Raw genomic sequence first — 19,629 nt, 5'->3', positions numbered from 1 at the left:
CGGGGGGCCTGGGCGGCGGGGTGAAGTCCCCCAGCTTCTCCAGCACCTGGGGCTCCACGCGCACGGTGCGCGCCGGGGACGGGTGCAGCGCCCAGGCGAGCGCGGTGAGCAGCGCCACCGCGGTGAGCGTGAGCCCCACGTTGAAGGGGGAGAACAGCGTCCGGTCGATGGGGATTGTCCCCAGCTGCTTCTCCAGGAAGTGCCCCGGCGTCGCGACGAGCAGCGGGGCGGAGGCGGACAGGCCCGCGTGCCACGTGGCGCCCAGGCCGAAGTACGCGCACGCCACCAGCAGCCGGTAGTCCACGTCCGGGCGCCGCCGCGCGATGAAGCGCACCAGCATGGCGCTGGCCACCAGGGACAGCCCCCAGTTGAAGTACGCGAGCGCCATGGACACGAACGCCATCAGGGCCGTGGCGCTCCGGGGGCTCTTGGGCAGGCTCGCGACCTTCTCCAGCAGCGCCTTCACCGGCGCGGTGAGGGCCAGCAGGTAGCCGGTGAACATCACCAGCGCCATCTGCATGGAGAACGTGAGCAGCTCCCAGAACCCGCCGCCCCAGGCGTCCAGCACCGCCGTCGGCGCGGCCCCCACCCAGCCCAGGGCGAGCGCCATCGTGAGCAGGGTGAGCAGCACGGCGATGGCGAAGGCGCTGGGCACGAAGCGCGAGGAGAAGCGGCCCAGGCCTTCAGCGAGCCGGACGAGGGTTTCCACAGGGGGACTCCAGGCGGGCAGGCGCCCCAAAAACGCCGGGGCGACACGCGCGGTTTTACGGTATGAGCGGTCGCCATGTCCCCTACCGAGCAGCACCCTCCCGCCTTCGACCGCATCGCGACGGGCGTGCCGGGACTGGACCCCATCCTGGGCGGCGGGCTGGTGGCGTCGGGCGTCTACATCGTGGTGGGGGAGCCGGGCGCGGGGAAGACCCTCCTGGCCAACCAGCTCTGCTACGAGCAGGCGCGCCTGGGCACGCGCTGCCTCTACGTGACGCTGCTGGCGGAGTCCCATTCGCGCATGCTCGCGAACCTGCGCAGCATGTCGTTCTTCGACGCCTCGCAGCTCCCGCAGCGCATCTACTACGTCAGCGGCTTCCGGGTGCTGGAGGAGCAGGGGCTGCCGGGCCTGCTGGAGCTCCTGCGCCGGGAGATGCGCAACCACGGCGCGGGCATCCTCGTGCTGGACGGGCTGGTGCAGGCGCAGGAGGCCGCGGGCAGCAGCCGCGACTTCAAGAAGTTCATCCACGAGCTCCAGGTGTCCGCCGGCCTGACGCGCTTCACCGCGCTGCTGCTCACGAGCAGCGTGGGCCCCACCGTCCATCCCGAGTACACGATGGTGGACGGCATCCTGGAGCTGCGCGAGCGCACCGTGGCCATGCGCTCGTGGCGCGAGCTGCAGGTGCGCAAGTTCCGGGGCAGCGCGAGCCTCAGCGGCTCCCACCACTTCCGCATCTCCGAGGCGGGCGTGGAGGTGTTCCCCCGCCTGGAGTCGGTGGTCAGCCGCTCGCAGCCGCCGGACTGGGGCACGCAGCGCGTGCGCTTCGGCGTGCCCACGCTGGACGCGATGATCCCCGAAGGCATCGCGGCCGCGTCCACCACGCTGGTGATGGGGCCCCCTGGCTGCGGGAAGACCATCCTGGGCGCGAGCCACCTGGCCGAAGGGCTGCGCCTGGGCGAGCCCGGGCTGATGGTGAGCTTCTACGAGGGCCCGGACCGGCTGCTGCACAAGACGGCCAACGTGGGCCTGGCGCTGGGCACCGCGGTGAAGGAGGGCCGGCTGGCGCTCCACTGGAACATGCCCGCCGAGTGCAACCTGGACCTGGTCGCGCACACGATGCTGGAGGACGTGCGCAAGCGCGGCGTGAAGCGCCTGTTCGTGGACGGCCTGAGCGCGATGGTGGAGACGTCCCACGAGCCCGCGCGCATCAGCCCCTTCTTCGCCGCGCTCACGCAGGAGCTGCGCCGCAACGGCGTGACGACGTTCTTCACGCTGGAGACCCCCCGCCTCTTCGGCCCGGACATGGACGTGCCGCTGGGCACCGGCCTGTCGGGCGTGGCGGAGAACCTGCTGTTCATGCGCCACCTGGAGCTCAACGGCCGGCTGCGGCGGCTGCTCTCCATCTTCAAGCTGCGGGACGCGGACTACGACCCGACGCTGCGCGAATTCCTCATCACGCCCCAGGGCATCGAGGTCCAGCCGCCGTTCCAGCCGTCCCCTGAGTTGCTGCTCACCGGCATCGCCCGCTTCCCGGGCAACCACTCCTGACCCCCAGAGGACCCGTGGTTCCCGCGACCGAGACCGTGCTGGTGGTGGACGACGAACAGGGCATCCTGGAGGCGCTCGCGGACCTCTTGCGGGAAGAGGGCTACCGCGTGCTGACGGCCTCCCATGGCCGAGAGGCCCTGGAGCGCATGGCGGAGGTGAAGCCGGACCTGGTGCTCACCGACTGGATGATGCCCGTGCTGGACGGCCCCGCGCTCATCGAGCGCATCCAGGGGGACCCCGCGCTGCGCCACATCTCCGTGCTGGGCATGAGCGCCGTGGACGTCAACGGCCTCAAGCGCCTGCACCCCGGCATGGAGTTCCTGCAGAAGCCCTTCGACATCCGCGCCCTGATGAAGCAGGTGCGCAAGGTGCTGGACGCGCACCGCGCGCGGGAAGGCTGAGGCACGCGCCATGTTCCACCTGCTCAAGCTGGGGCCCGTCCCCCTCTCCCAGGGCACCACCGGGGTGTACCTGCGCATCGGCGAGGCGGGGGACCCCTCCGCCCCCGTCTTCGAACAGGAGGACGTCGCCGGCCTGCGCGCGCTCCTCGCCGGCGTGGAGGACCCCTCCGAAGTGCGCTGCGAGCCCGCGCTGGCGGACGCCGCCGCGGAGCTGGGCCTCGCCGTGGAGCCGCCCCCGCAGGCGGCGCTCTCCGCGCGCGCGGCCATCGCCACGTTCCTCGCCTGGGGCCAGCGCGGCCTGTCCGGCCTGGGCTCCGACAAGGCCCTGCTCTTCGTCCAGGCGTCCACGGAGTACTGGGACGCCAAGCCCTGGCTGCATTGGGATGACGGCCAGCCCTTCGTCGTGGACGTCACCGGCGCGCACGAGCACACCTACGAGGGCTGCGTCTTCTACGCCGACGACGGCCTGACCGGCCTGGCCCTCTACGAGCGGCCCGGCGCGCTGGCGTGGCTGCTGGAGCTCCAGGTGCACGGCCAGGCGGAGGAGGCCAAGGCGCTGCCCGCCATTGCTGTCTCCCTGGAGGCCACGCCGCCCTACGCCGTGGACGCGCTGGCCGCCGCCGGCCGCGTGCCCCGGCTGCCCCTGCCCCTGAAGTCCGGCCCGCAGGGTGTGAGCGTCCCCTCCAGCCTGGAGGCCCTCATCCTCGTGGCCGCCCTGCGCGCCGTGGCCCGCTTGTCACCAGAGCAGCCCGTGGCCATCAGCAGCATGGTGGCAGGCGAGGCGCGGATGGACGTCCGGGTGCGGGCTCCGCCCCCGCGCGTGCGCAACTAGGCGGACGCGTGTAGGACTGTGAACAGACACCCTGATGGAAAAGGTTGATTCACAAAGTATCTGGGTCCATAGGTGGAGACGTGACCGACGCCGACCTCGCTCCTCGGGTCCAGCGCTTCCTCACGACGCACATCGATTCCATTGAGAAGCTGGAGGTCCTCCTCCTGCTTCGGGCCCGGACGGACCGGGTGTGGACGGCGCCGGCGGTGGCCCTGGAACTGCGCATCACCGAAGCCTCCGCGGCCCGCCGTCTGGCGGAGCTGAAGACGGGCGGGCTGCTCGTTGAGGACGGGGGCCCGGACGAGGCCTTCCGCTTCAGCCCCACCCAGTCCGACGACGTGAAGTCGGCCGCGGAGCTGGCGGCCAGCTACGCGGGGCGGCGCGTGAGTGTGATTTCGTTCATCTTCTCCCGCCCGATGGACCGGGTGCGGGGTTTCGCGGACGCATTCGTGTTGAAGCCGGACAAGGATGGCAAGGGCCATGGCTGAGGCGGTCTACATCCTGTGCGCGTTGACGAGCGTGGCGTGCGCGGTGCTGCTGCTGCGTGCGTGGCGGCGCACGCGGGTGAAGCTGCTGCTCTACAGCGGCCTGTGCTTCTGCGTCCTGACCCTCAACAACGTGATGCTCTTCGTGGACCTGGTGCTCGTCCCCGACCAGGACCTGTCGCTGGCGCGCACCTGCGCGTCGCTCGTGGCGGGCTGCGTGCTGCTCTTCGGCCTCATCTGGGACGTGTCCTGAAGGACGGCACGCCATGCTCAAGATCCTGCTCGATGGCGCGGTGATGATGGCGTACCTCGCGTGCGCCCTGTTCTTCCTGCGCTTCCACAAACAGTCCAAGGACCGGCTGTTCGCCCTGTTCGCGCTGGCCTTCACGCTGATGGGGCTCAACAACCTGTTCGGCCTGCTGGTGGGCCCCAGCCTGGACGAGGAGCGCCGGCACTACCTGTACGTCGTCCGGCTGTTCGCCTACCTGCTCATCCTGGGAGCCATCTGGGACAAGAACCGGGCGGGGCGAAGCGCCGGGTGAGATGTTGTGTCCCATGGAGGCGTCAGCCATGGCGGATGCAACCCTTCCCCGTTTCACCCCGCGCCGGCCCCTGGGGCGCACGGGCTTCACCGCGACGGCGGTGGGCATTGGGGACCTGGCGGACCGGACGGTGCCGCGCGAGCAGCTGGTGGCCACGCTGCGCCGCGCGCTGGACGCGGGGCTCAACGTCATCGACACCGCGCCCGGCTACGAGGACGGCCTGAGCGAAGAGGTCGTCGGCGAGGCCCTGCGTGGACAGCGCGAGGGCGTGTTCGTCATCGACAAGGTGGACGTGCTGGATGCGCCGGTGGCGCCACAGGTGGAGGCGAGCCTCGCGAGGCTGGGCCTGCCCTCGGTGGACCTGTTCGCGCTGCACGCGGTGAAGTCATTGCAGGAGTGGGAGCAACTGGCCCGGCCGGGTGGGGCGATGGAGCAGTTGGAGGCCTGCGTGGCGAAGGGCCAGGCGCGCTTCCGGGGCATCTCCTGTCACCACCCGGACGCGCTGCTGGCGGCGGTGCGCTCCGGGCGGTGTGACGTGGTGATGTTCCCGCTGGGGCCCTTCGTGGACGCGCGCTACGTGGAGGCGGTGTTGCCCCTGGCGCGCGAGCGGGGCGTGGGCGTGGTGTCCTTCAAGACGTTCGGCGCGGGCAAGCTCCTGGGGGACACGGAGGGCTACGGCCGGCCGCTCCAGGCACGACCGCGCGGCAAGGTGTCCTCCGGCGGCGACGCGCGGGACACGCCGGTGCTGCCGCACCTGTCGGTGGCGGAGTGCGTGCACTACACGCTCACGTTGGATCCCGACGTGATGTTGCTGGGCCTGGGCTTTCCCAACGAACAGGACGCCGCGCTGCACGCGGCCGCCGCCCACCGTCCCCTGGACGCGGCCGCGCTCCGGACGGTGCGCGAGCGTGCGCACACCGCCATCCAGGACAAGGGCCCGGTGTGGTGGAATCCTCCTGCGTGACGGTTCGTGGGCGCTGATCCGCCTGGCGGGGGGCGGACGCTGACGGGTTGGCTGGAGGACACTCGCCCCGAATCCGGGGGCCGTGGTGCCTTGTGGGGGGGCCGGGCCGTCATTATCGAAGCGCCCTTCTGGTTCAGAGGCGCTGCCCTTGCAGCGCCATGGCCCGCCCCGCCCATGCCCGAACCAACGCACGAGCCTTCATCCGAGCCCTCCGGCGACGCTGGACCGCCTTCCCTGATGACAGAAGGGGCGACGAACGAAGCCCGGCTTTCGGAAGCGGCCCCGTCAGACGCGGGGGCCACGTCCGGGCCAGGCTTCGCGCTGATGGAAGACACCGCGGTGACGCTCCTGCGCGCGAGCGAGGGGGCGGAGAATGTTTCCGCCGGAGGCCGTACCTTCGAGGTGGACCTTCCGCCCGTGAGCCAGACCGAGGACGCTCCGGCCGCGATGCCCGGAGTGTCGGCCCCGCTCTTGGGGGAGGGCCGCTTCGCCTTCCTGGCCCGCGCGGGCGAGGCGCTGGCGTCGTCGTTGGATGAGCCCACGGTGCTGCGCCAATTGGCGGACCTGGTGGTGCCGGGCCTCGCGGACTGGTGCGCGGTGGATCTCCTCGAAGCGGACGGCACGGTGGTGCGCAGGGCGGCGGCGCACCGGGACCCCGCGCGGGTGTGCGACGTGTACGCGCTCGCGGAGCGCTGGCCCATGACGGTGAACGGGCCCCGGGGCGTGAGCCGCGTGCTGGGCACGGGGCAACCGTTCCTCATGTCGGACGTGCCGGACGTGCCGGACCCCGGGGCCGCGGCGGCGGTGGCTGACAGCGACCTGTTGTTCGCCGAGTCCCGGCGCCTGGGCTGTCGCTCCGTGATGCTCGTCCCGCTGGAGGCGCGCGGGCGGGTGCTGGGGTGTCTGTCTTTGATTTCCGGCGCACCGGACCGCCGCTACGGCGCGCGTGAGCTGGAGCTGGCGCGCGAGCTGGCCCGGCGCGCCGGGCTGTCCCTGGACAACGCGCTGCTCTACGGCGAGGCCCGTCAGGCCCAGGCGCGCACGGCGCGGCTGCAGGCGGTGACGGCGGCGCTGTCCCGCGCGGCCACCGAGGACGCGGTGGCGCAGGTGCTGGCGCGCGAGGTGTGGGAGGCCAGCGGCGCCACGCGCGTCGCGGTGCTGGCGCTGGAGGAGGACGGCCGCATGCGCCCCCTGCGCCTGCTGGGCTACCCCGACGATGCGCAGGGCCACTTCGCCCAGCATCCGGGCGGGAGCGCGTCCCCGACGGCGCGCCAGGACACGCGCCACGAGGCGGGGTGGTTCGCCTCGCTGGAGGACTTCATCGCCCAGCATCCCCAGGACGCGGAGTTCGCGCGCAGCCTGGGCCCGGGCGCCCGCGCGGTGGTGCCGCTGTGGTGCGAGACGCGGGTGCGGGGGCTCTTGCTGCTCGCGTGGCCGGAGTCGCGCGCCTTCACGTCTTCGGAGCGCGCCTTCCTGGAAGCGCTGGCGCACCAGTGCGCGCAGGCGTTGGAGCGGGCCTCGCTCTACGAGGCCCTGCGTGAGCGCACGGAGCGGCTGCGCCAGGCGCTGGTGACGGGCGACGTGGGCACGTGGCGGGTGGACCTGCGCCGCGGGCACGAGGTGCGGGACGCGGCGCTCAACCACATGCTGGGGCTGCCGGTGGTGGACTCCACGAGCGCCATGGGCGACTTCCTCCGGTACGTGCACCCGGACGATCTGGCCCCGTTGGAGCCGGAGTTCCTCCGGCACCAGAGCGAGGCCCCTGTCGTCTTCGAGCAGGAGTTCCGCCTGGTGCGCCGCGACGGCGGCATCCGCTGGGTGCACAGCGTGGGGCAGTCCCTGGTCGGGCCGGACGGGAAGGTGGCGTGCGTCACCGGCGCCATGGCGGACATCACGCGGCGCAAGGAGGCCGAGGAGCGGCTGCAGCTGCTCCTGGACGCGAGCCGTGTCCTGGCGCTGCGCCTGGATGACGTGGAGCAGGCGCTGCCGGAGGTCGCGAAGCTGGTGGCGAACCACGTGGCCACCGGTTGTCTGGTGGACCTGGCGGAGCCGGACGGCAGCCTGCGGCGGGTGACGGCGGCGCACCGCGAGGCCGCGCTCGAAGCGCGGATGCGGGCCTCCCTGACGGAGCCAGGCCGGGGGCCGGGACATCCCGCGCTCCAGTGCTTCGCGTCGGGCGAGGTCTGCTTCGTCGCGCCCCTGGATGCCCCGCGCTGCCACGACATGTCCTCGAGCGAGGAGCATCGGGGCCTGATCGGCAGCCTGGCGCCCACGTCGGTGCTGTCGGTGCCGCTGCGCTCCCGGGGACGCACGCTGGGCGTCATCACGCTGTTCACCGCGGGCGCACAGCGCATGCTGGTGGCCGCGGACGTGACGATGGCGGAGGAGCTGGCGCTGCGCTTGAGCGTGGCGCTGGAGAACGCGCGGCTCTACCACGACGCGCAGTCCGCGGTGCGCCTGCGCGACGAGTTCCTCTCCGTGGCGAGCCACGAATTGAAGACGCCGCTCACCAGCCTCATCCTCCAGCACAACCTGATTGGCCGGGGGCTGGAGGTGGCCGGGCTGACGGGGCCGGTGACGAACCGGCTGGCCACCGCGCAGCGGCAGGTGCTGCGGTTGACGGCGCTGGTGGACAACCTGCTGGACGTCAGCCGTCTGTCATTGGGCAAGCTGGTGCTGGAGCGCGCGGAGGTGGACCTGGTGCAGGTGACGCGCGACGCGGTGGAGCGGATGACGGACGTGTTCGCCCAGGCGAAGTGCCTGCTGCGGCTGGAGCTGCCGCGCACGCTCACCGGCCACTGGGACGCGCTCCGGTTGGACCAGGTGCTGGTGAACCTGCTCACCAACGCGGCGAAGTACGGCGCGGGCTGTCCGGTGTCGGTGCGCGCGGGCCTCAACGCGGAGGACGAAGCCTGGGTGGAGGTGAGCGACGCCGGCATCGGCATTGAAGCGGACGCGCTGCCGCGCCTCTTCGGCCGCTTCGAGCGCGCCGTGTCGGACCGGCACTACGGCGGCATGGGCCTGGGGCTCTACATCAGCCGGCAGATTGTCGAAGCGCTGGGCGGTCGCATCGACGTGGACAGCCAGCCGGGACAGGGCGCCACCTTCACGCTGCGGCTGCCCCGCACTCCCCCGGCGTCGTAGAAGAAGGCGGGGGAGGCCGGGCGCTCAGTGTTGGGGCCCCTTGGGTGGCGGCCCCTCGGCTTCCAGTGCGTGGTGCTCGTCGTCGGTGAACAGGCGCGAGCGGATGAGGAAGCGCACGCCTTCGGGGGCTTCGACGGAGAAGCCGCTGCCGCGACCGGGCACCACGTCCACGGTGAGGTGGGTGTGGCGCCAGTACTCGAACTGGGAACCGGACATGTAGAAGGGCGTGCCCACGACTTCACCCAGGTACACGTCCTCCTGGCCCACGCGGAAGTCGCCGCGTGGGAAGCACATGGGCGCGCTGCCGTCGCAGCAACCACCGGACTGGTGGAAGAGCAGCGGGCCGTGGAGGCCCTGCATCTTGTGGAGCAGGGCTTCGGCGGCGGGCGTCACTTCGACGCGGGGGACGGGCATCCCTAGAAGAAGCCCATGGGCTTGGGGTCGTAGCTGACGAGCATGTTCTTCGTCTGCTGGTAGTGATTGAGCATCATCTTGTGGTTCTCCCGGCCGATGCCGGACTGCTTGTAGCCGCCGAACGCCGCGTGCGCGGGGTACAGGTGGTAGCAGTTCACCCAGACGCGGCCGGCCTGGATGCCGCGGCCCATGCGGTAGGCGGTGTTGGTGTCGCGCGTCCACACGCCGGCGCCCAGGCCGTAGAGCGTCTCATTGGCCTGCGCGAGCGCGTCCTCGGCGTCCTTGAACTTCGCCACCGCGACGACGGGGCCGAAGATCTCCTCCTGGAACACGCGCATCTTGTTGTGTCCCTCGAAGATGGTGGGCTCCACGTAGAAGCCCTCCGCCAGCGCGCCGGGCAGCGCCTTGCGAGCGCCGCCGATGAGCACCTTCGCGCCCTCCTTCTTCCCGATGTCCAGGTACGAGAGGATCTTCTCCAGCTGATCATTGGAGGCCTGCGCGCCAATCTGCGTGGCGAGGTCCAACGGGTTGCCCTGCACGATGCGCTTCGTGCGCTCCACGGCCTTGTGCATGAACTCGTCGTAGAAGCGCTCGGAGACGAGCGAGCGCGACGGGCAGGTGCACACCTCGCCCTGGTTGAGGGCGAACATGGCGAAGCCTTCCAGCGCCTTCTGGGCGAAGTCGTCGTCCTTCGCGAAGCAGTCCTCGAAGAAGATGTTGGGGGACTTGCCGCCCAGCTCCAGCGTCACCGGGATGAGGTTCTCGGAGGCGTACTGCATGATGAGGCGGCCGGTGGTCGTCTCTCCGGTGAAGGCAATCTTGGAGATGCGCCGGCTGCTCGCGAGCGGCTTGCCCGCTTCGATGCCGAAGCCGTTGACGATGTTGAGGACGCCGGGGGGCAGCAGGTCGCCCACCAGCTCCACGAACTTGAGGATGGTGACGGGCGTCTGCTCCGCGGGCTTGAGGACGATGCAGTTACCGGCGGCGAGCGCGGGGGCCATCTTCCACGCGGCCATCAGCAGCGGGAAGTTCCACGGGATGATCTGCCCGACGACGCCCAGCGGCTCGTTGAAGTGGTAGGCGACGGTGTTGTCGTCCAGCTGGCTGAGCGCCCCTTCCTGCGCGCGGATGCACCCGGCGAAGTAGCGGAAGTGGTCGATGGCGAGCGGCAGGTCCGCGGCGAGACATTCACGGATGGGCTTGCCGTTGTCCCAGGACTCGGAGACGGCGAGCATTTCGATGTTCTGCTGCATGCGGTCCGCGATCTGATTGAGGATGTTCGCGCGCTCCGCGGGAGGCGTCTTGCCCCAGGCGTCCTTGGCCTTGTGGGCGGCGTCGAGCGCCTTCTCGATGTCCTCGGCGGTGGAGCGGGGGACCTCGCAGAAGGGGCGACCGGTGACGGGGCTGATGTTCTCGAAGTACTGGCCCTTCACCGGCGGCACGAACTGCCCGCCAATGTAGTTGCCGTAGCGGCTGAGGTACTGGACCTTGCTGCCCTTCTGACCCGGTGCTTCGTAGACCGTCGACATGGGGGACTCCTGCGGGGGTTTGAAGACGAACAGACGATAGGCAGGTAACGCCTTGCGTTATGTGCCGAATAGGGCCTGTCAATGTCTGTTAATGATCGGAGCGGGGGCGGGTGAGGCAGCCGCATCCCCCGAGTCAATGCCTCCCATGGGGAATGGTGGGCCCCTCCGCCCTGACGGACGCTGCCTGTCAGGAGGAAGGCATGGCACTGCGTTGGGGGACACTGCTGCTCTTGGGGCTCTGGGTGGCTGGCTGCTCGACCACCCGGGTGGTGCGTCTGGACACGGGCGAGGGCAGGCCCGTCGTCTACACGCCGCCCACGAACGTGAAGCCCATCCCGGTGGATGAAGACGCCTTCCGCGCGGTGATGTCCCAGCTCGTCCTGGGCCTGCGCTTCAACCTCCGCTCCGAAGCCCCGCCACGCCCCCGCTTCCAGCTGGCGTCATGGGAAGGCGAGGACGACGCCCCGCCGAACACCTCCGGGCGGGACTACGGCGCGTGGTGCGAGCGACAGGACAGCCCCCGCGAATGCCTCACGCTCCTCGGCGGCGGCCTGCCGCTCCTGGACGGCCAGGGACGGCGGGAGCTGGCGCTCAGCTTCGCCTGGGACGGTGTCTGGGACGGCGCCCAGGGGGCGGTGCGGGGCGTCATCAATCCCCTGGTGCTCAAGGCGATGATCACCTCGGCGCTCGCCGCGTACATGGTCATGCTCGTCGTACCCGAGCCCGTGACGAAGCTCGTGGCGCTCGCGCTCACCACGTACCTCGTCGCCTATCTGGGCCTGGAGGTGTTCTTCAACCTCATCGACGGCTGGCAGCGCCTGACGAGGGACTCCGAGCGCGCCGTGTCCTTCGACGAGCTCGAGGACGCGGGCCGCCGCTTCGGCAAGGTGATGGGCGAGGACGGTGCCCGCGTCATCATCCTGGCGCTCACCGCCGCCATCGGAGGAGGCGCCTCCAACATCGCGTCCAAGGGCCCCCAGTTCCCGGGCTTCGCGCAGGCGACCCTCGCCGCGGAGACCAACGCCGGCATCCAGTTCTCCGCCGCGATGGCGGGCGGCATCCGCTCCATCTCCATCGCGGAGGGGAGCATGACCGTGGGCCTCGCCGCCAACGCGGTGGCCATGTCCGCCAGGCGTCCCGGCGGAGGTGGAGGCACCCACGTCCAGTCCCGCCTCACGGGCCAGCCCTCGCGACCGGGGCCCAATGACAAACAGCCGGAGAACATCCGCTCCATCGCCCGGGAGAACGAGTCCGCCCGTACGCTCGCGGAGCACGGCTACTCCGTGGAGCAGAACCCACTGCCTCCCGGCAACGGCACCCGGCCGGACTACCGCATCAACGGCGAGTATTACGACTGCTACGCCCCCACGACCTCCAAGCCGCGCAGCATCGCGGACACCCTGGCCGGCAAGGTCGAACGGGGTCAGGCCGAGCGCTTCGTCGTCAATCTCGACGACAGCGCCGTCAGCCTGGCGGCGCTCCGCCAGCAACTCGCCGAGTGGTCCATCTCCGGTCTGCGCGAGGTCCTCGTCGTCCAGCGCGGCACCGTTCACCGACTCTTCCCCTGAAGCACGACTAGGATGGGAGCCCGCATGGGTCTGGACTACAGCCTCTCCGTGTCGACCGACCTGACGCCCGAAGCCGCGTTGAGGCTGCTCGCGGATCAGGGCCCTCTTCCGTGGGAGGACGCCACGCACCTGGGCGCGCCCGGCTGGACCGTGGGCGTCAGCATCCCCAGTGCCCGCTCCCGAGCCCTCTGGCACGAGGCGTTCCACTTCCTCCCCGAGCTCTCCGTCGGCTTCCGCTACGCCTCCAACCACGACTTCAGCGCGTTCACGCGGCTCCTGCTGCGCGCCACGCTGCTGCTCCTCCCGCACTGCCGCGAGGGCGTCCTCCTCTTCAACGGAGAGCACATCGTCCTGCGCTGGAGTGAAGGCCAGCTCGTCTTCAATCAGGACTGCTGGCCCTGGGACGATGACGCGTGGCTCCAGGCCGAAGTGGGCCGCCCCGTGGAACGCCGCAGCCTTCCCTCTCCGCTGCTGTAGCCCCCGCATCCCGCGTCCCCACCGCACGCGGACCGCGTTCAGCCAGAAGCACGGGAAGTCCCGTCATCCTTGCGGGACGCTTCATCCCCGGGGGCTTTTTCGTGCTTCAACACCGCGCTGATCCGCGCGCTCCTCGGAGAAGCTCAATGCCTTCCAGGCGCGTGCGGCGAGAGGTGCAAACGCGGCTTAATTCGAGAGCGGACACAATGTTTTCCGCTCTTGATGTTCATGTCAGTGCACGCTGGAAACCCGCAGGGCCGCCTGTCATCTTGCACCCACCCTGCTTGCCGAGGGGCGTTGAGGGCCGTGAAGGCGGAAGTCGCCCAAGGTCTGGTGGGTTGAACGTCTTCAGGGGCAGGGCGGAAAACTGTTCCGTTCCGGGGCTGTAAAAACTCCCCGGAACCATGGGGTGTCTCGTGAGGGTCTGGAGCGCGAGCCGCGTAGGAGTGTCGGAAACACGAAGCGGATCAACCGTTTGGCGCGGACGTCCGCGCGACCCCGAAATTCCCGGGTGCTGGCACACCGCTCGCATCTGCCGCTGACGCCGTTCCACCCCCGCATCGCCTGCTCAGGTTCCGGTCCCCACCCGTGCTCGCCCCGTCGTCCTCCACCTGCTCCTGCGGTCAGCCCCACTCCCCGGCGGAGGCGTGTCCCACGCTCCTGAGGGGTCTGGATTCCGGCGGCACCCTGCTCTACGCGGGGACCCCGCCGCCGGGCCCGGCCGGTGCGGTGGGCATGACGCCGTCACCCCTGTCTTCGCCCACGCCCGTCGTCCCATCGCTGGTGGGCCAGGAGTTCGGCCGCTTCCGCGTGGTGCGCGAATTGGGCCGTGGCGGCATGGGCACCGTGTTCCTCGCGGAGCACACCCTCATCCAGAAGCGCGTGGCCATCAAGGTGCTCCACGCCCACCTGGCGCAGGCCCCGGAGCTCGTCGCGCGCTTCCTGTCCGAAGCCCGCACGCTTACGCTCGTGCAGCATGAGAACGTCGTCACCCTCTACGACCTGGACTCGCGCGAAGGGCGCCCGTACCTCGTCATGGAGTACCTGGAGGGGGACAGCCTCGCCCACTTCGCCCGCGGCCCCATGGCCCCGGCGCAGGTGGTGGACCTGATGACGCAGGTGTGTGACGCGCTCGGCGCCGCGCACGCGCACGGCATCGTCCACCGCGACCTCAAGCCCGCCAACGTCTTCCTCGTCCCCGGCCCCGGCGGCCGGCAGCGCGTGAAGCTGCTCGACTTCGGCATCGCCAAGCTCCTGTCGCGGCCCGCCGGTGAGATGACCACCGAGGTGGGCGTCCTGCTGGGCACCCCGGAGTTCATGGCCCCCGAGCAGTGCGGCGACGGGCTGGTGGACGCCCGCAGCGACATCTACGCGGCCGGCGTGCTCGCGTACCTGCTGCTCACCGGCCAGGTGCCCTTCCACGGGCGCACCGCGGCGGAGATCCTCGTCGGCCACCTCCAGAAGGAGCCCGTGCCGCCGCACGAGGTGTGCGCCGCCGTGCCGCAGGCCCTGTCCAAGGTGCTGCTGCGCGCGCTGGCCAAGCGGCCCGAACACCGCTTCGCCTCCGCCGCGGAGCTGCGGGCCGCCCTGGAGGCCGCGCTCGCCCCGCCGCCCGCGCCCGCCCTGCCGCAGCTCACCGCGCTCCTGCGCGGCACCGGCGCCCAGGCCGCCACCCAGCCCGCGCTGGAGCTGAAGGGCGAGTGGGTGGGCCGCACCGGCCTCTTCTTCCAGCTGGCCACCCCGCCGCCCGCGCTCCTGTCGGACGTGTCGCTGGTGCTCCGGCTGCCCGGCGGTGACCTGCCGTGCACCGCCCAGGTGGTGCGCCACGTCACGGCCGAGCAGGCCCAGTCCTGGCACATGTCCCCCGGCTTCGGCGTGCAGCTGCGCGACACCGGGACGGGCTTCCAGGCCACGCTCACCCAGCTGCGCAACGGCACGCGTCCCACGGCCGCGCAGGCCGCGCAGGCCGCCGCCATGCCGACGCCGGAGGACGCGCAGGCGGAAGCCGTCCTGCAGGGCTTCCGCCGCCGGCTGGCCGGGGACCCGTACGCCGTGCTGGAGCTGCCGCGCGACGCCACGCTGGAGTCCGTGCGCACCGCCGCCCAGCGCGCCCGCGGCGCCCTGGAGCTCTTGAAGACGCGCCCCCTGTCGGAGGCCCAGAAGGCCCAGGTGGAGCGCGCCATGGAGCGCGTCAGCGGGGCGCTGCACACGCTGGGCAACGTGGAGCGGCGCGTGGAGTACGACGCCACGCTGGGCAACGTGGAGGGCATCGAGCGGTGCCTCGCCGCGGGCCTCACCGCCACCATGCTGGAGCAGTGCCGCCGCCGCTTCCTCGCCGGCAACACCGGCCGCGAGGGCCGCGCCGCCGTGCACCGGCTGTCCGGGGACGCGCTGGCGTCCGTGGGCCGGCTGGAAGAGGCGCTCGCCGCCTATGAGCAGGCCGTCCGCGCGGACCCCCTGGACCTGGAGGGGCTCAAGCGCTGGCGCTTCCTGCGCGCCCGGGTCCGCGGCTCCACGACGCCCCGGTAACGTCGCCAGGCGGGCCGCCAGGCCGGTCTCCAGACCGCCGGCCCCGCATCTGGAGGGCGGTTGCCTTGCGTATGGGGGGGGAGTCCTCGTTAATCCTCTCCACGCCCATGGCCTCCGACCCCGACGACAAGCTTCCGCCCCAGGGGCGGCTCAACCGGCTGCGCAAGCTGGCCGGCCTCTCCATGCACGTGGGTTCAGAGGTGCTCAAGACGGGCGCCAGACGGCTCTCCGGCTCCAGCCCCTCGGAGCTGCTCAGCCTGGGCACCGCGGAGAAGCTGGTCGCCACGCTGGGGGAGATGAAGGGCGCGGCCATGAAGCTGGGCCAGGCGCTCTCCATGGATCAGGACCTGCTCACGCCGGAGGTCCGGCAGATGCTGGCGCGGCTGCAGAACCAGGCGCCCGCCATGTCCTACGCCCAGGTGTCCCGCGTGGTGAAGGAGGAGCTGGGCGCCCCGCCGGAGGAGCTGTTCCGCGACTTCTCCCGGGAGGCGCTCGCCGCCGCGTCGCTCGGCCAGGTGCACCGGGCGGTGCTGCACGACGGCCGGCAGGTGGCGGTGAAGGTGCAGTACCCGGGCATCGACGCGTCCATGGGCCACGACATGGACAACCTGGGCATGGTGGTGAAGACCGTCTCCCTGACGTCGCGGATGATGGACGCCACCGCCTACTTCCAGGAGTTCCGCGACGAACTCATGCTGGAGCTGGACTACCGCCGCGAGGCGATGCTCGCCGCCAGCTTCGCGAAGAGCGTGGCGAAGCTGCCGGACCTGTACGTGCCCCAGGTCATCGAGGACCGGAGCGCGCGCCGCGTCCTCACGCTGGAGCTGCTGGAAGGCCAGACGCTGAAGGACTGGGTGACGACGTCCCCGGACAACGCCGCGCGCTTCCGCGTCGCGCGTCAGCTCATCCGCGCCACCTACGGCCCCTTCCTGGACGCGGGGGAGATCCACGCGGATCCGCACCCGGGCAACTTCATGGTGATGCCGGACGGGCGCATGGGCCTGTTGGACTTCGGCTCCATCAAGCGCTTCAGCCCGGGCTTCGTGGAGTCCAACCGCCGCATGTTCCACCAGGCGCTGCGCCTGGAGACGCTGGACGTGCTGGGCCTGTGCCGGGAGGTCGGCTTCTCGGTGGAGCTGCCGGAGCCGGAGGCGGAGGCGCTGCTGCGCGAGGTGCTGCACATCGCCGGGCGGCCCATGCGCGCCTCGCCGTACGACTACGGCACCTGCGACATCAACCGCGACCTGCGCAACCACTTCACGCGCAACGCCGCGCGCTTCCTGCGCATCAAGCCGCCCCCGGAAGGGATGATGTTCTTCCGCGCCACCGGGGGGCTTGCCCAGAACCTGCGCATGCTGGGCGCGAACGGCGACTTCCGGCAGGTGTTCCTGGAGGTCGGCGCGCTCGTGCCCGCGTGAGGGCCCGAGCGCCCTGACTTCGCGGTCGCCGCTACTTCGCGGGGGCCGCGGCGGTGCGGGGGCGCTTGTGCAGCTTCTCCAGCTTGCGCGCCAGGTCCGCGCCCTGGGTGCTCTTGGACAGGTAGCTGTCCGCGCCCGCGGCCAGCGCCAGCGCGCGCAGCTTGGCCTCGTCGGAGGCGGAGTAGAGGACGAAGCGCGTGTGCTCCGGGGCCTGCTGCCGCGCCAGGGCCAGCACCTTGTCCCCGCTGAGCGCGGGGATGTTCACGTCCAAGAGCACGATGTCCGGCGCCGTCGTGCGCACCAGGTTGGAGACCCCCAGCGACGAGCGGTGCGTGCGGACCTCGAAGTTGTACGAGGACAACGAACGCTCCGTCAGCGCGAGCTGGTCCGGGTCATCGTCCACGATGAGGACGCGAATCTTGGGCTCCGACGACATGATGGCTCCCCCTGGAACCGACAGTTGGGGTGTCCCGGTCACGCTGCCCCAGCAACCAGTGACCCGGACACCCCGGCAGTATCGCCCAGGCCTCTCACCCCTGGCCAGCCTCCCTGGAAATTTCTGGAAGCTTCCAGCGGAAAAGGACGCTGCGTTGGTGCCCCGGGTGGGCAATCCACACCCGCGTTCCTAGCCATGAAGGACACCGGGACCAGGGGAGCAGGCTGCTTCCGGGTCAGCGCGACTTCTTGCGCGCGGGGGGCGCCTTCATCGCCGGGAAGGTGAGGGTGAACACCGCGCCCCCTTCCGGGCGGTTGGCCGCGGTGAGCTTGCCGCCCGCGCGCGGATGGTGCCCCCCTGGGGCATGGCGTCGCGTGCGTTGATGAGCAGGTTGATGACCCCGTAGCGCAGCTCCATGGCGGAGCCCGACACGTGCGGGAGCTTCTTGGGCAGCACCACGTCCAGCCGTGGCGCCGGACCGCCCTTGCGGTGCTCGATGCCGCCCCGCGCGATGTCCACCGCGTCTGGCGCTGGAGCGTGGCGCGCTTGTCGTTGCGAAAGTCGAAGTTCCGGACCTGCCGCACCTTCTCCAGGATGGCTTCAAGCTCGCTGTCGCGGGAGGGCTTTGGCGCAGTGCCCCGGGCCCAGCAAGATCCGCTTACCCACCAGGGCAGGACCCGGAGATACCTCCGCCGGGGTTGTCACCCATTGGCCCCAGGGCCAATTCCATCAGCCTTCCAAGTCCGCACATCGCTCCTGGGAGCCGCCCCCTGGCTGTCGCGGCATCACCTGTCACCTGGACCTGGAGGAGCGTCATGGCCTGCGCCGTCCATATTCCCGCGGAGCTGCTGTCGCGCCTGGAGGACTTCCCGCCTCGGTCGGGTGGTCGTCAACGGAGCAGCCTTGGACCCGGCCCCTGCCCGTATCGTTGCCTTCCGTCATTCCAACCCTCGTTGAGGGTTACAGGGCAGCAAGGTCGCTGGTAAAAAGACTCCCAACCCCACGGGGTGGCCTGCAATCGCCTGCGGAACAGCTCTGGCTGGGAATGGCGCCGAAGGTTGTTCCACAAGCAAAAAGAACTCTTCAATCAGGAGCACCCGCAGGGGTTGTCAAAGCCCGCGGGGAGGCCAAGGGTGGCGTCATGGAACTGAGTGCGGCGGGACAGGAAATCCGGGTGGCCCTGCTGGAGGATCAGCTCCTCTTCCGGGAGAGCCTGGTGGCCCTCCTGGAGGGCGCGGGGATGAAGGTCGTGGCGCGGTGTGCGGACATCAACTCCTTCCTGTCCCAGGTGCGCAGCGCCGCGCCGCATGTCGCCGTGGTGGACCTGCGGCTGGAGCACGTGGGCCGCACCGCCGTGGAGGATGGCCTGGTGGTGCTGAAGGACCTGCACGACTTCCATCCCCAGGTGCGGGCGCTGGTGTTGTCGGGGCACCATGCGCCGGCCATCGTGGAGCAGTGCTTCCAGGCGGGGGCCGCGGGCTACCTGTGCAAGCTGAATGTGAGCTGCGATGAGCTGGTGCAGGCCGTGGGGCGCGTGGCGCGCGGTGAGCGGCTGCTACCCATGGAGATGCTCCAGTCCAACGTCCTGCACCTGGAGGACTACTCCCCGTCGGGCTCTGCCCTGTCCAAGCTCACCCTCCGGGAGCGCGAGGTGCTGGGCTTCGTGGCGGCGGGCGCGGACAACCTGAAGATCGCCGCGCACCTGGGCATCACCGAGCGCACCGTGAAGGCCCACCTGACGAACATCTACCGCAAGCTGGGGCCGGAGAACCGCGCGCAGCTCGCGGTGCTGGCGTGTGAGCTGGGCATCACGCGCCCCGTGGTGGCGTGAGCGCGACAGACATCCGAAGAGCGGCCACCGCTCACGCGCGGAAGCCGCCCTTGAAACATCCCTGATACCTCCGTGAAACATTCAGGGCGCTGGAGCCGGCGCCTCCTCCGCGTCGTCCCGGGGCTGTCCCAGGTATTGGAGGAACCACTCACCGGCGAGTTCCGCCACCTGCTCCAGCTCCGCGTCTTCCTGGAAGTGGTGCGTCGCCCCCGGGATGATCTCCATGTGCTTCTTTGCCCGGAGCTCCGCGTAGGCCCGGCGGTTGATGTCCAGGCCCAGCGTGTCCGCGCCGCCCACCAGCAGCAGCGTGGGGGCCTTCACCCGGGGGAGCACCGCTCCGGCCAGGTCCGGCCGGCCACCCCGGGAGACGACAGCCTCCACGAAGTCCGGACGGAAGGCCGCGGCCGACAGCGCCGCGCCCGCGCCGGTGTGCGCGCCGAAGTAGCCCACGCGCAGGCCGGTGGTGACGGGCTCGCGTTGCAGCCACCGCGCCGCGCCCGCCATGCGCATGCCCAACAGGCCCATGTTGAAGCGAAGCTGCCGCGTGCGGCGCTCCTCCATCTCCTCGCTGGTGAGCAGGTCCAACAGCAGGGTGCCCAGTCCCATCGCCTGGAACAGGTGCGAGGTCTGCGCGAGCCGGGGACTCTGACGGCTGCTGTCGCTGCCTCGCGCCAGCACCACCACGCCCCGGGCGCCCGCGGGCACCGCCAGCCGCCCTCGGAGGAGGACGGCGTCATCCACCGGCACCATCACCTCGCGCTCCAGATGGGTGCGCGCCGCCGGTCTGCCTCCACGGGCCTCG

19 protein-coding genes are annotated in these 19,629 nt (G+C 70.8%); 13 read left to right on the top strand and 6 right to left on the bottom strand.

Annotated features, from left to right (window positions below; genetic code table 11):
* Positions 1–709 (bottom strand): TIGR00366 family protein (locus tag D7X12_RS13565; RefSeq protein WP_147443641.1); only part of this gene is annotated, 709 nt, incomplete at its 3' end.
* A gap of 75 nt (positions 710–784) precedes the next feature.
* Here D7X12_RS13565 and D7X12_RS13560 point away from each other — a divergent pair.
* From D7X12_RS13560 to D7X12_RS13525, 8 genes are all read left to right on the top strand, one after another.
* Positions 785–2,257, top strand: a complete 1,473-nt coding sequence (locus D7X12_RS13560; protein WP_120625699.1) for an ATPase domain-containing protein — start codon at positions 785–787, stop codon at positions 2,255–2,257.
* Between the two features lie 14 nt (positions 2,258–2,271).
* Entirely contained in the window at positions 2,272–2,658 is a 387-nt protein-coding gene (locus tag D7X12_RS13555) for a response regulator (RefSeq protein ID WP_120625698.1), read from the top strand.
* 10 nt (positions 2,659–2,668) lie between these two features.
* Positions 2,669–3,490 (top strand): hypothetical protein, encoded by an 822-nt coding sequence (locus D7X12_RS13550; RefSeq protein ID WP_120625697.1) that lies wholly within the window; start codon positions 2,669–2,671, stop codon positions 3,488–3,490.
* Positions 3,491–3,570: 80 nt separating this feature from the next.
* Positions 3,571–3,978: a hypothetical protein gene (locus D7X12_RS13545; RefSeq protein WP_120625696.1), complete on the top strand. Its 408-nt coding sequence runs from the start codon at positions 3,571–3,573 to the stop codon at positions 3,976–3,978.
* Positions 3,971–4,228: a DUF5985 family protein gene (locus D7X12_RS13540; RefSeq protein WP_120625695.1), complete on the top strand. Its 258-nt coding sequence runs from the start codon at positions 3,971–3,973 to the stop codon at positions 4,226–4,228. Before D7X12_RS13545 ends, D7X12_RS13540 begins: the two co-directional genes overlap by 8 nt.
* A 13-nt stretch (positions 4,229–4,241) precedes the next feature.
* Positions 4,242–4,517, top strand: a complete 276-nt coding sequence (locus D7X12_RS13535) for a DUF5985 family protein (RefSeq protein ID WP_120625694.1) — start codon at positions 4,242–4,244, stop codon at positions 4,515–4,517.
* Between the two features lie 28 nt (positions 4,518–4,545).
* Entirely contained in the window at positions 4,546–5,481 is a 936-nt protein-coding gene (locus D7X12_RS13530; RefSeq protein WP_120625693.1) for an aldo/keto reductase, read from the top strand.
* A 324-nt stretch (positions 5,482–5,805) separates the two neighbouring features.
* Entirely contained in the window at positions 5,806–8,625 is a 2,820-nt protein-coding gene (locus D7X12_RS13525) for a sensor histidine kinase (protein ID WP_158620046.1), read from the top strand.
* A 24-nt stretch (positions 8,626–8,649) separates the two neighbouring features.
* On the opposite strand, the gene D7X12_RS13520 is transcribed toward D7X12_RS13525, so the two are convergent.
* Together D7X12_RS13520 and exaC are read right to left on the bottom strand one after the other, a co-directional pair.
* Entirely contained in the window at positions 8,650–9,039 is a 390-nt protein-coding gene (locus D7X12_RS13520) for a DUF779 domain-containing protein (RefSeq protein WP_120625691.1), read from the bottom strand.
* A gap of 2 nt (positions 9,040–9,041) precedes the next feature.
* Positions 9,042–10,568: an acetaldehyde dehydrogenase ExaC gene (gene exaC / locus D7X12_RS13515; RefSeq protein ID WP_120625690.1), complete on the bottom strand. Its 1,527-nt coding sequence runs from the start codon at positions 10,566–10,568 to the stop codon at positions 9,042–9,044.
* 200 nt (positions 10,569–10,768) lie between these two features.
* On the opposite strand from exaC, the gene sitA5 reads away from it, so the two are divergent.
* The 4 genes from sitA5 (at position 10,769) to D7X12_RS13495 (ending at position 16,560) form a co-directional block, all read left to right on the top strand.
* Positions 10,769–12,136: a SitA5 family polymorphic toxin gene (sitA5, locus tag D7X12_RS13510; RefSeq protein WP_147443640.1), complete on the top strand. Its 1,368-nt coding sequence runs from the start codon at positions 10,769–10,771 to the stop codon at positions 12,134–12,136.
* Positions 12,137–12,160: 24 nt separating this feature from the next.
* Positions 12,161–12,613: a SitI3 family protein gene (locus D7X12_RS13505; RefSeq protein ID WP_120625688.1), complete on the top strand. Its 453-nt coding sequence runs from the start codon at positions 12,161–12,163 to the stop codon at positions 12,611–12,613.
* A 735-nt stretch (positions 12,614–13,348) separates the two neighbouring features.
* Positions 13,349–15,142: a serine/threonine-protein kinase gene (locus D7X12_RS13500; RefSeq protein ID WP_120625687.1), complete on the top strand. Its 1,794-nt coding sequence runs from the start codon at positions 13,349–13,351 to the stop codon at positions 15,140–15,142.
* A 107-nt stretch (positions 15,143–15,249) separates the two neighbouring features.
* Positions 15,250–16,560, top strand: coding sequence for an ABC1 kinase family protein (locus tag D7X12_RS13495; protein ID WP_120625686.1), 1,311 nt, complete (start codon positions 15,250–15,252; stop codon positions 16,558–16,560).
* Positions 16,561–16,591: 31 nt separating this feature from the next.
* Here D7X12_RS13495 and D7X12_RS13490 read toward each other — a convergent pair whose 3' ends face one another.
* Together D7X12_RS13490 and D7X12_RS42365 are read right to left on the bottom strand one after the other, a co-directional pair.
* The gene (locus D7X12_RS13490; protein ID WP_120625685.1) at positions 16,592–16,996 is read right to left on the bottom strand and encodes a response regulator; all 405 of its coding nucleotides are present in this window, start codon (positions 16,994–16,996) and stop codon (positions 16,592–16,594) included.
* Between the two features lie 267 nt (positions 16,997–17,263).
* Positions 17,264–17,515 carry a hypothetical protein gene (locus tag D7X12_RS42365; RefSeq protein WP_147443639.1) on the bottom strand — a complete coding sequence of 84 codons (252 nt, stop codon included), beginning with the start codon at positions 17,513–17,515 and terminating at the stop codon, positions 17,264–17,266.
* A gap of 622 nt (positions 17,516–18,137) precedes the next feature.
* On the opposite strand from D7X12_RS42365, the gene D7X12_RS13480 reads away from it, so the two are divergent.
* Positions 18,138–18,827, top strand: a complete 690-nt coding sequence (locus tag D7X12_RS13480; protein ID WP_120625683.1) for a response regulator transcription factor — start codon at positions 18,138–18,140, stop codon at positions 18,825–18,827.
* 81 nt (positions 18,828–18,908) lie between these two features.
* Here D7X12_RS13480 and D7X12_RS13475 read toward each other — a convergent pair whose 3' ends face one another.
* Positions 18,909–19,577, bottom strand: a complete 669-nt coding sequence (locus tag D7X12_RS13475; protein WP_120625682.1) for a dienelactone hydrolase family protein — start codon at positions 19,575–19,577, stop codon at positions 18,909–18,911.
* Positions 19,578–19,629: the final 52 nt, after the last annotated feature.

The organism is Corallococcus sicarius, assembly GCF_003611735.1.
Taxonomy (GTDB): domain Bacteria; phylum Myxococcota; class Myxococcia; order Myxococcales; family Myxococcaceae; genus Corallococcus; species Corallococcus sicarius.
Note: the sequence above shows the minus strand (reverse complement) of the source record. Positions and strands in the feature narration are given on the sequence as shown.

What these genes read in the sequence shown, in the direction of transcription:
- D7X12_RS13550 (WP_120625697.1), top strand. Translation starts at nt 2,669, where the DNA reads ATGTTCCACCTGCTCAAGCTGGGGCCCGTCCCCCTCTCCCAGGGCACC.
- D7X12_RS13505 (WP_120625688.1), top strand. Translation starts at nt 12,161, where the DNA reads ATGGGTCTGGACTACAGCCTCTCCGTGTCGACCGACCTGACGCCCGAA.
- D7X12_RS13500 (WP_120625687.1), top strand. Translation starts at nt 13,349, where the DNA reads ATGACGCCGTCACCCCTGTCTTCGCCCACGCCCGTCGTCCCATCGCTG.
- sitA5 (WP_147443640.1), top strand. Translation starts at nt 10,769, where the DNA reads ATGGCACTGCGTTGGGGGACACTGCTGCTCTTGGGGCTCTGGGTGGCT.
- D7X12_RS13530 (WP_120625693.1), top strand. Translation starts at nt 4,546, where the DNA reads ATGGCGGATGCAACCCTTCCCCGTTTCACCCCGCGCCGGCCCCTGGGG.
- D7X12_RS13540 (WP_120625695.1), top strand. Translation starts at nt 3,971, where the DNA reads ATGGCTGAGGCGGTCTACATCCTGTGCGCGTTGACGAGCGTGGCGTGC.
- D7X12_RS13525 (WP_158620046.1), top strand. Translation starts at nt 5,806, where the DNA reads ATGGAAGACACCGCGGTGACGCTCCTGCGCGCGAGCGAGGGGGCGGAG.
- D7X12_RS13560 (WP_120625699.1), top strand. Translation starts at nt 785, where the DNA reads ATGTCCCCTACCGAGCAGCACCCTCCCGCCTTCGACCGCATCGCGACG.
- D7X12_RS13475 (WP_120625682.1), bottom strand. Translation starts at nt 19,577, where the DNA reads ATGGTGCCGGTGGATGACGCCGTCCTCCTCCGAGGGCGGCTGGCGGTG.
- D7X12_RS13535 (WP_120625694.1), top strand. Translation starts at nt 4,242, where the DNA reads ATGCTCAAGATCCTGCTCGATGGCGCGGTGATGATGGCGTACCTCGCG.
- D7X12_RS13490 (WP_120625685.1), bottom strand. Translation starts at nt 16,996, where the DNA reads ATGTCGTCGGAGCCCAAGATTCGCGTCCTCATCGTGGACGATGACCCG.
- D7X12_RS13520 (WP_120625691.1), bottom strand. Translation starts at nt 9,039, where the DNA reads ATGCCCGTCCCCCGCGTCGAAGTGACGCCCGCCGCCGAAGCCCTGCTC.
- D7X12_RS13480 (WP_120625683.1), top strand. Translation starts at nt 18,138, where the DNA reads ATGGAACTGAGTGCGGCGGGACAGGAAATCCGGGTGGCCCTGCTGGAG.
- D7X12_RS13495 (WP_120625686.1), top strand. Translation starts at nt 15,250, where the DNA reads ATGGCCTCCGACCCCGACGACAAGCTTCCGCCCCAGGGGCGGCTCAAC.
- exaC (WP_120625690.1), bottom strand. Translation starts at nt 10,568, where the DNA reads ATGTCGACGGTCTACGAAGCACCGGGTCAGAAGGGCAGCAAGGTCCAG.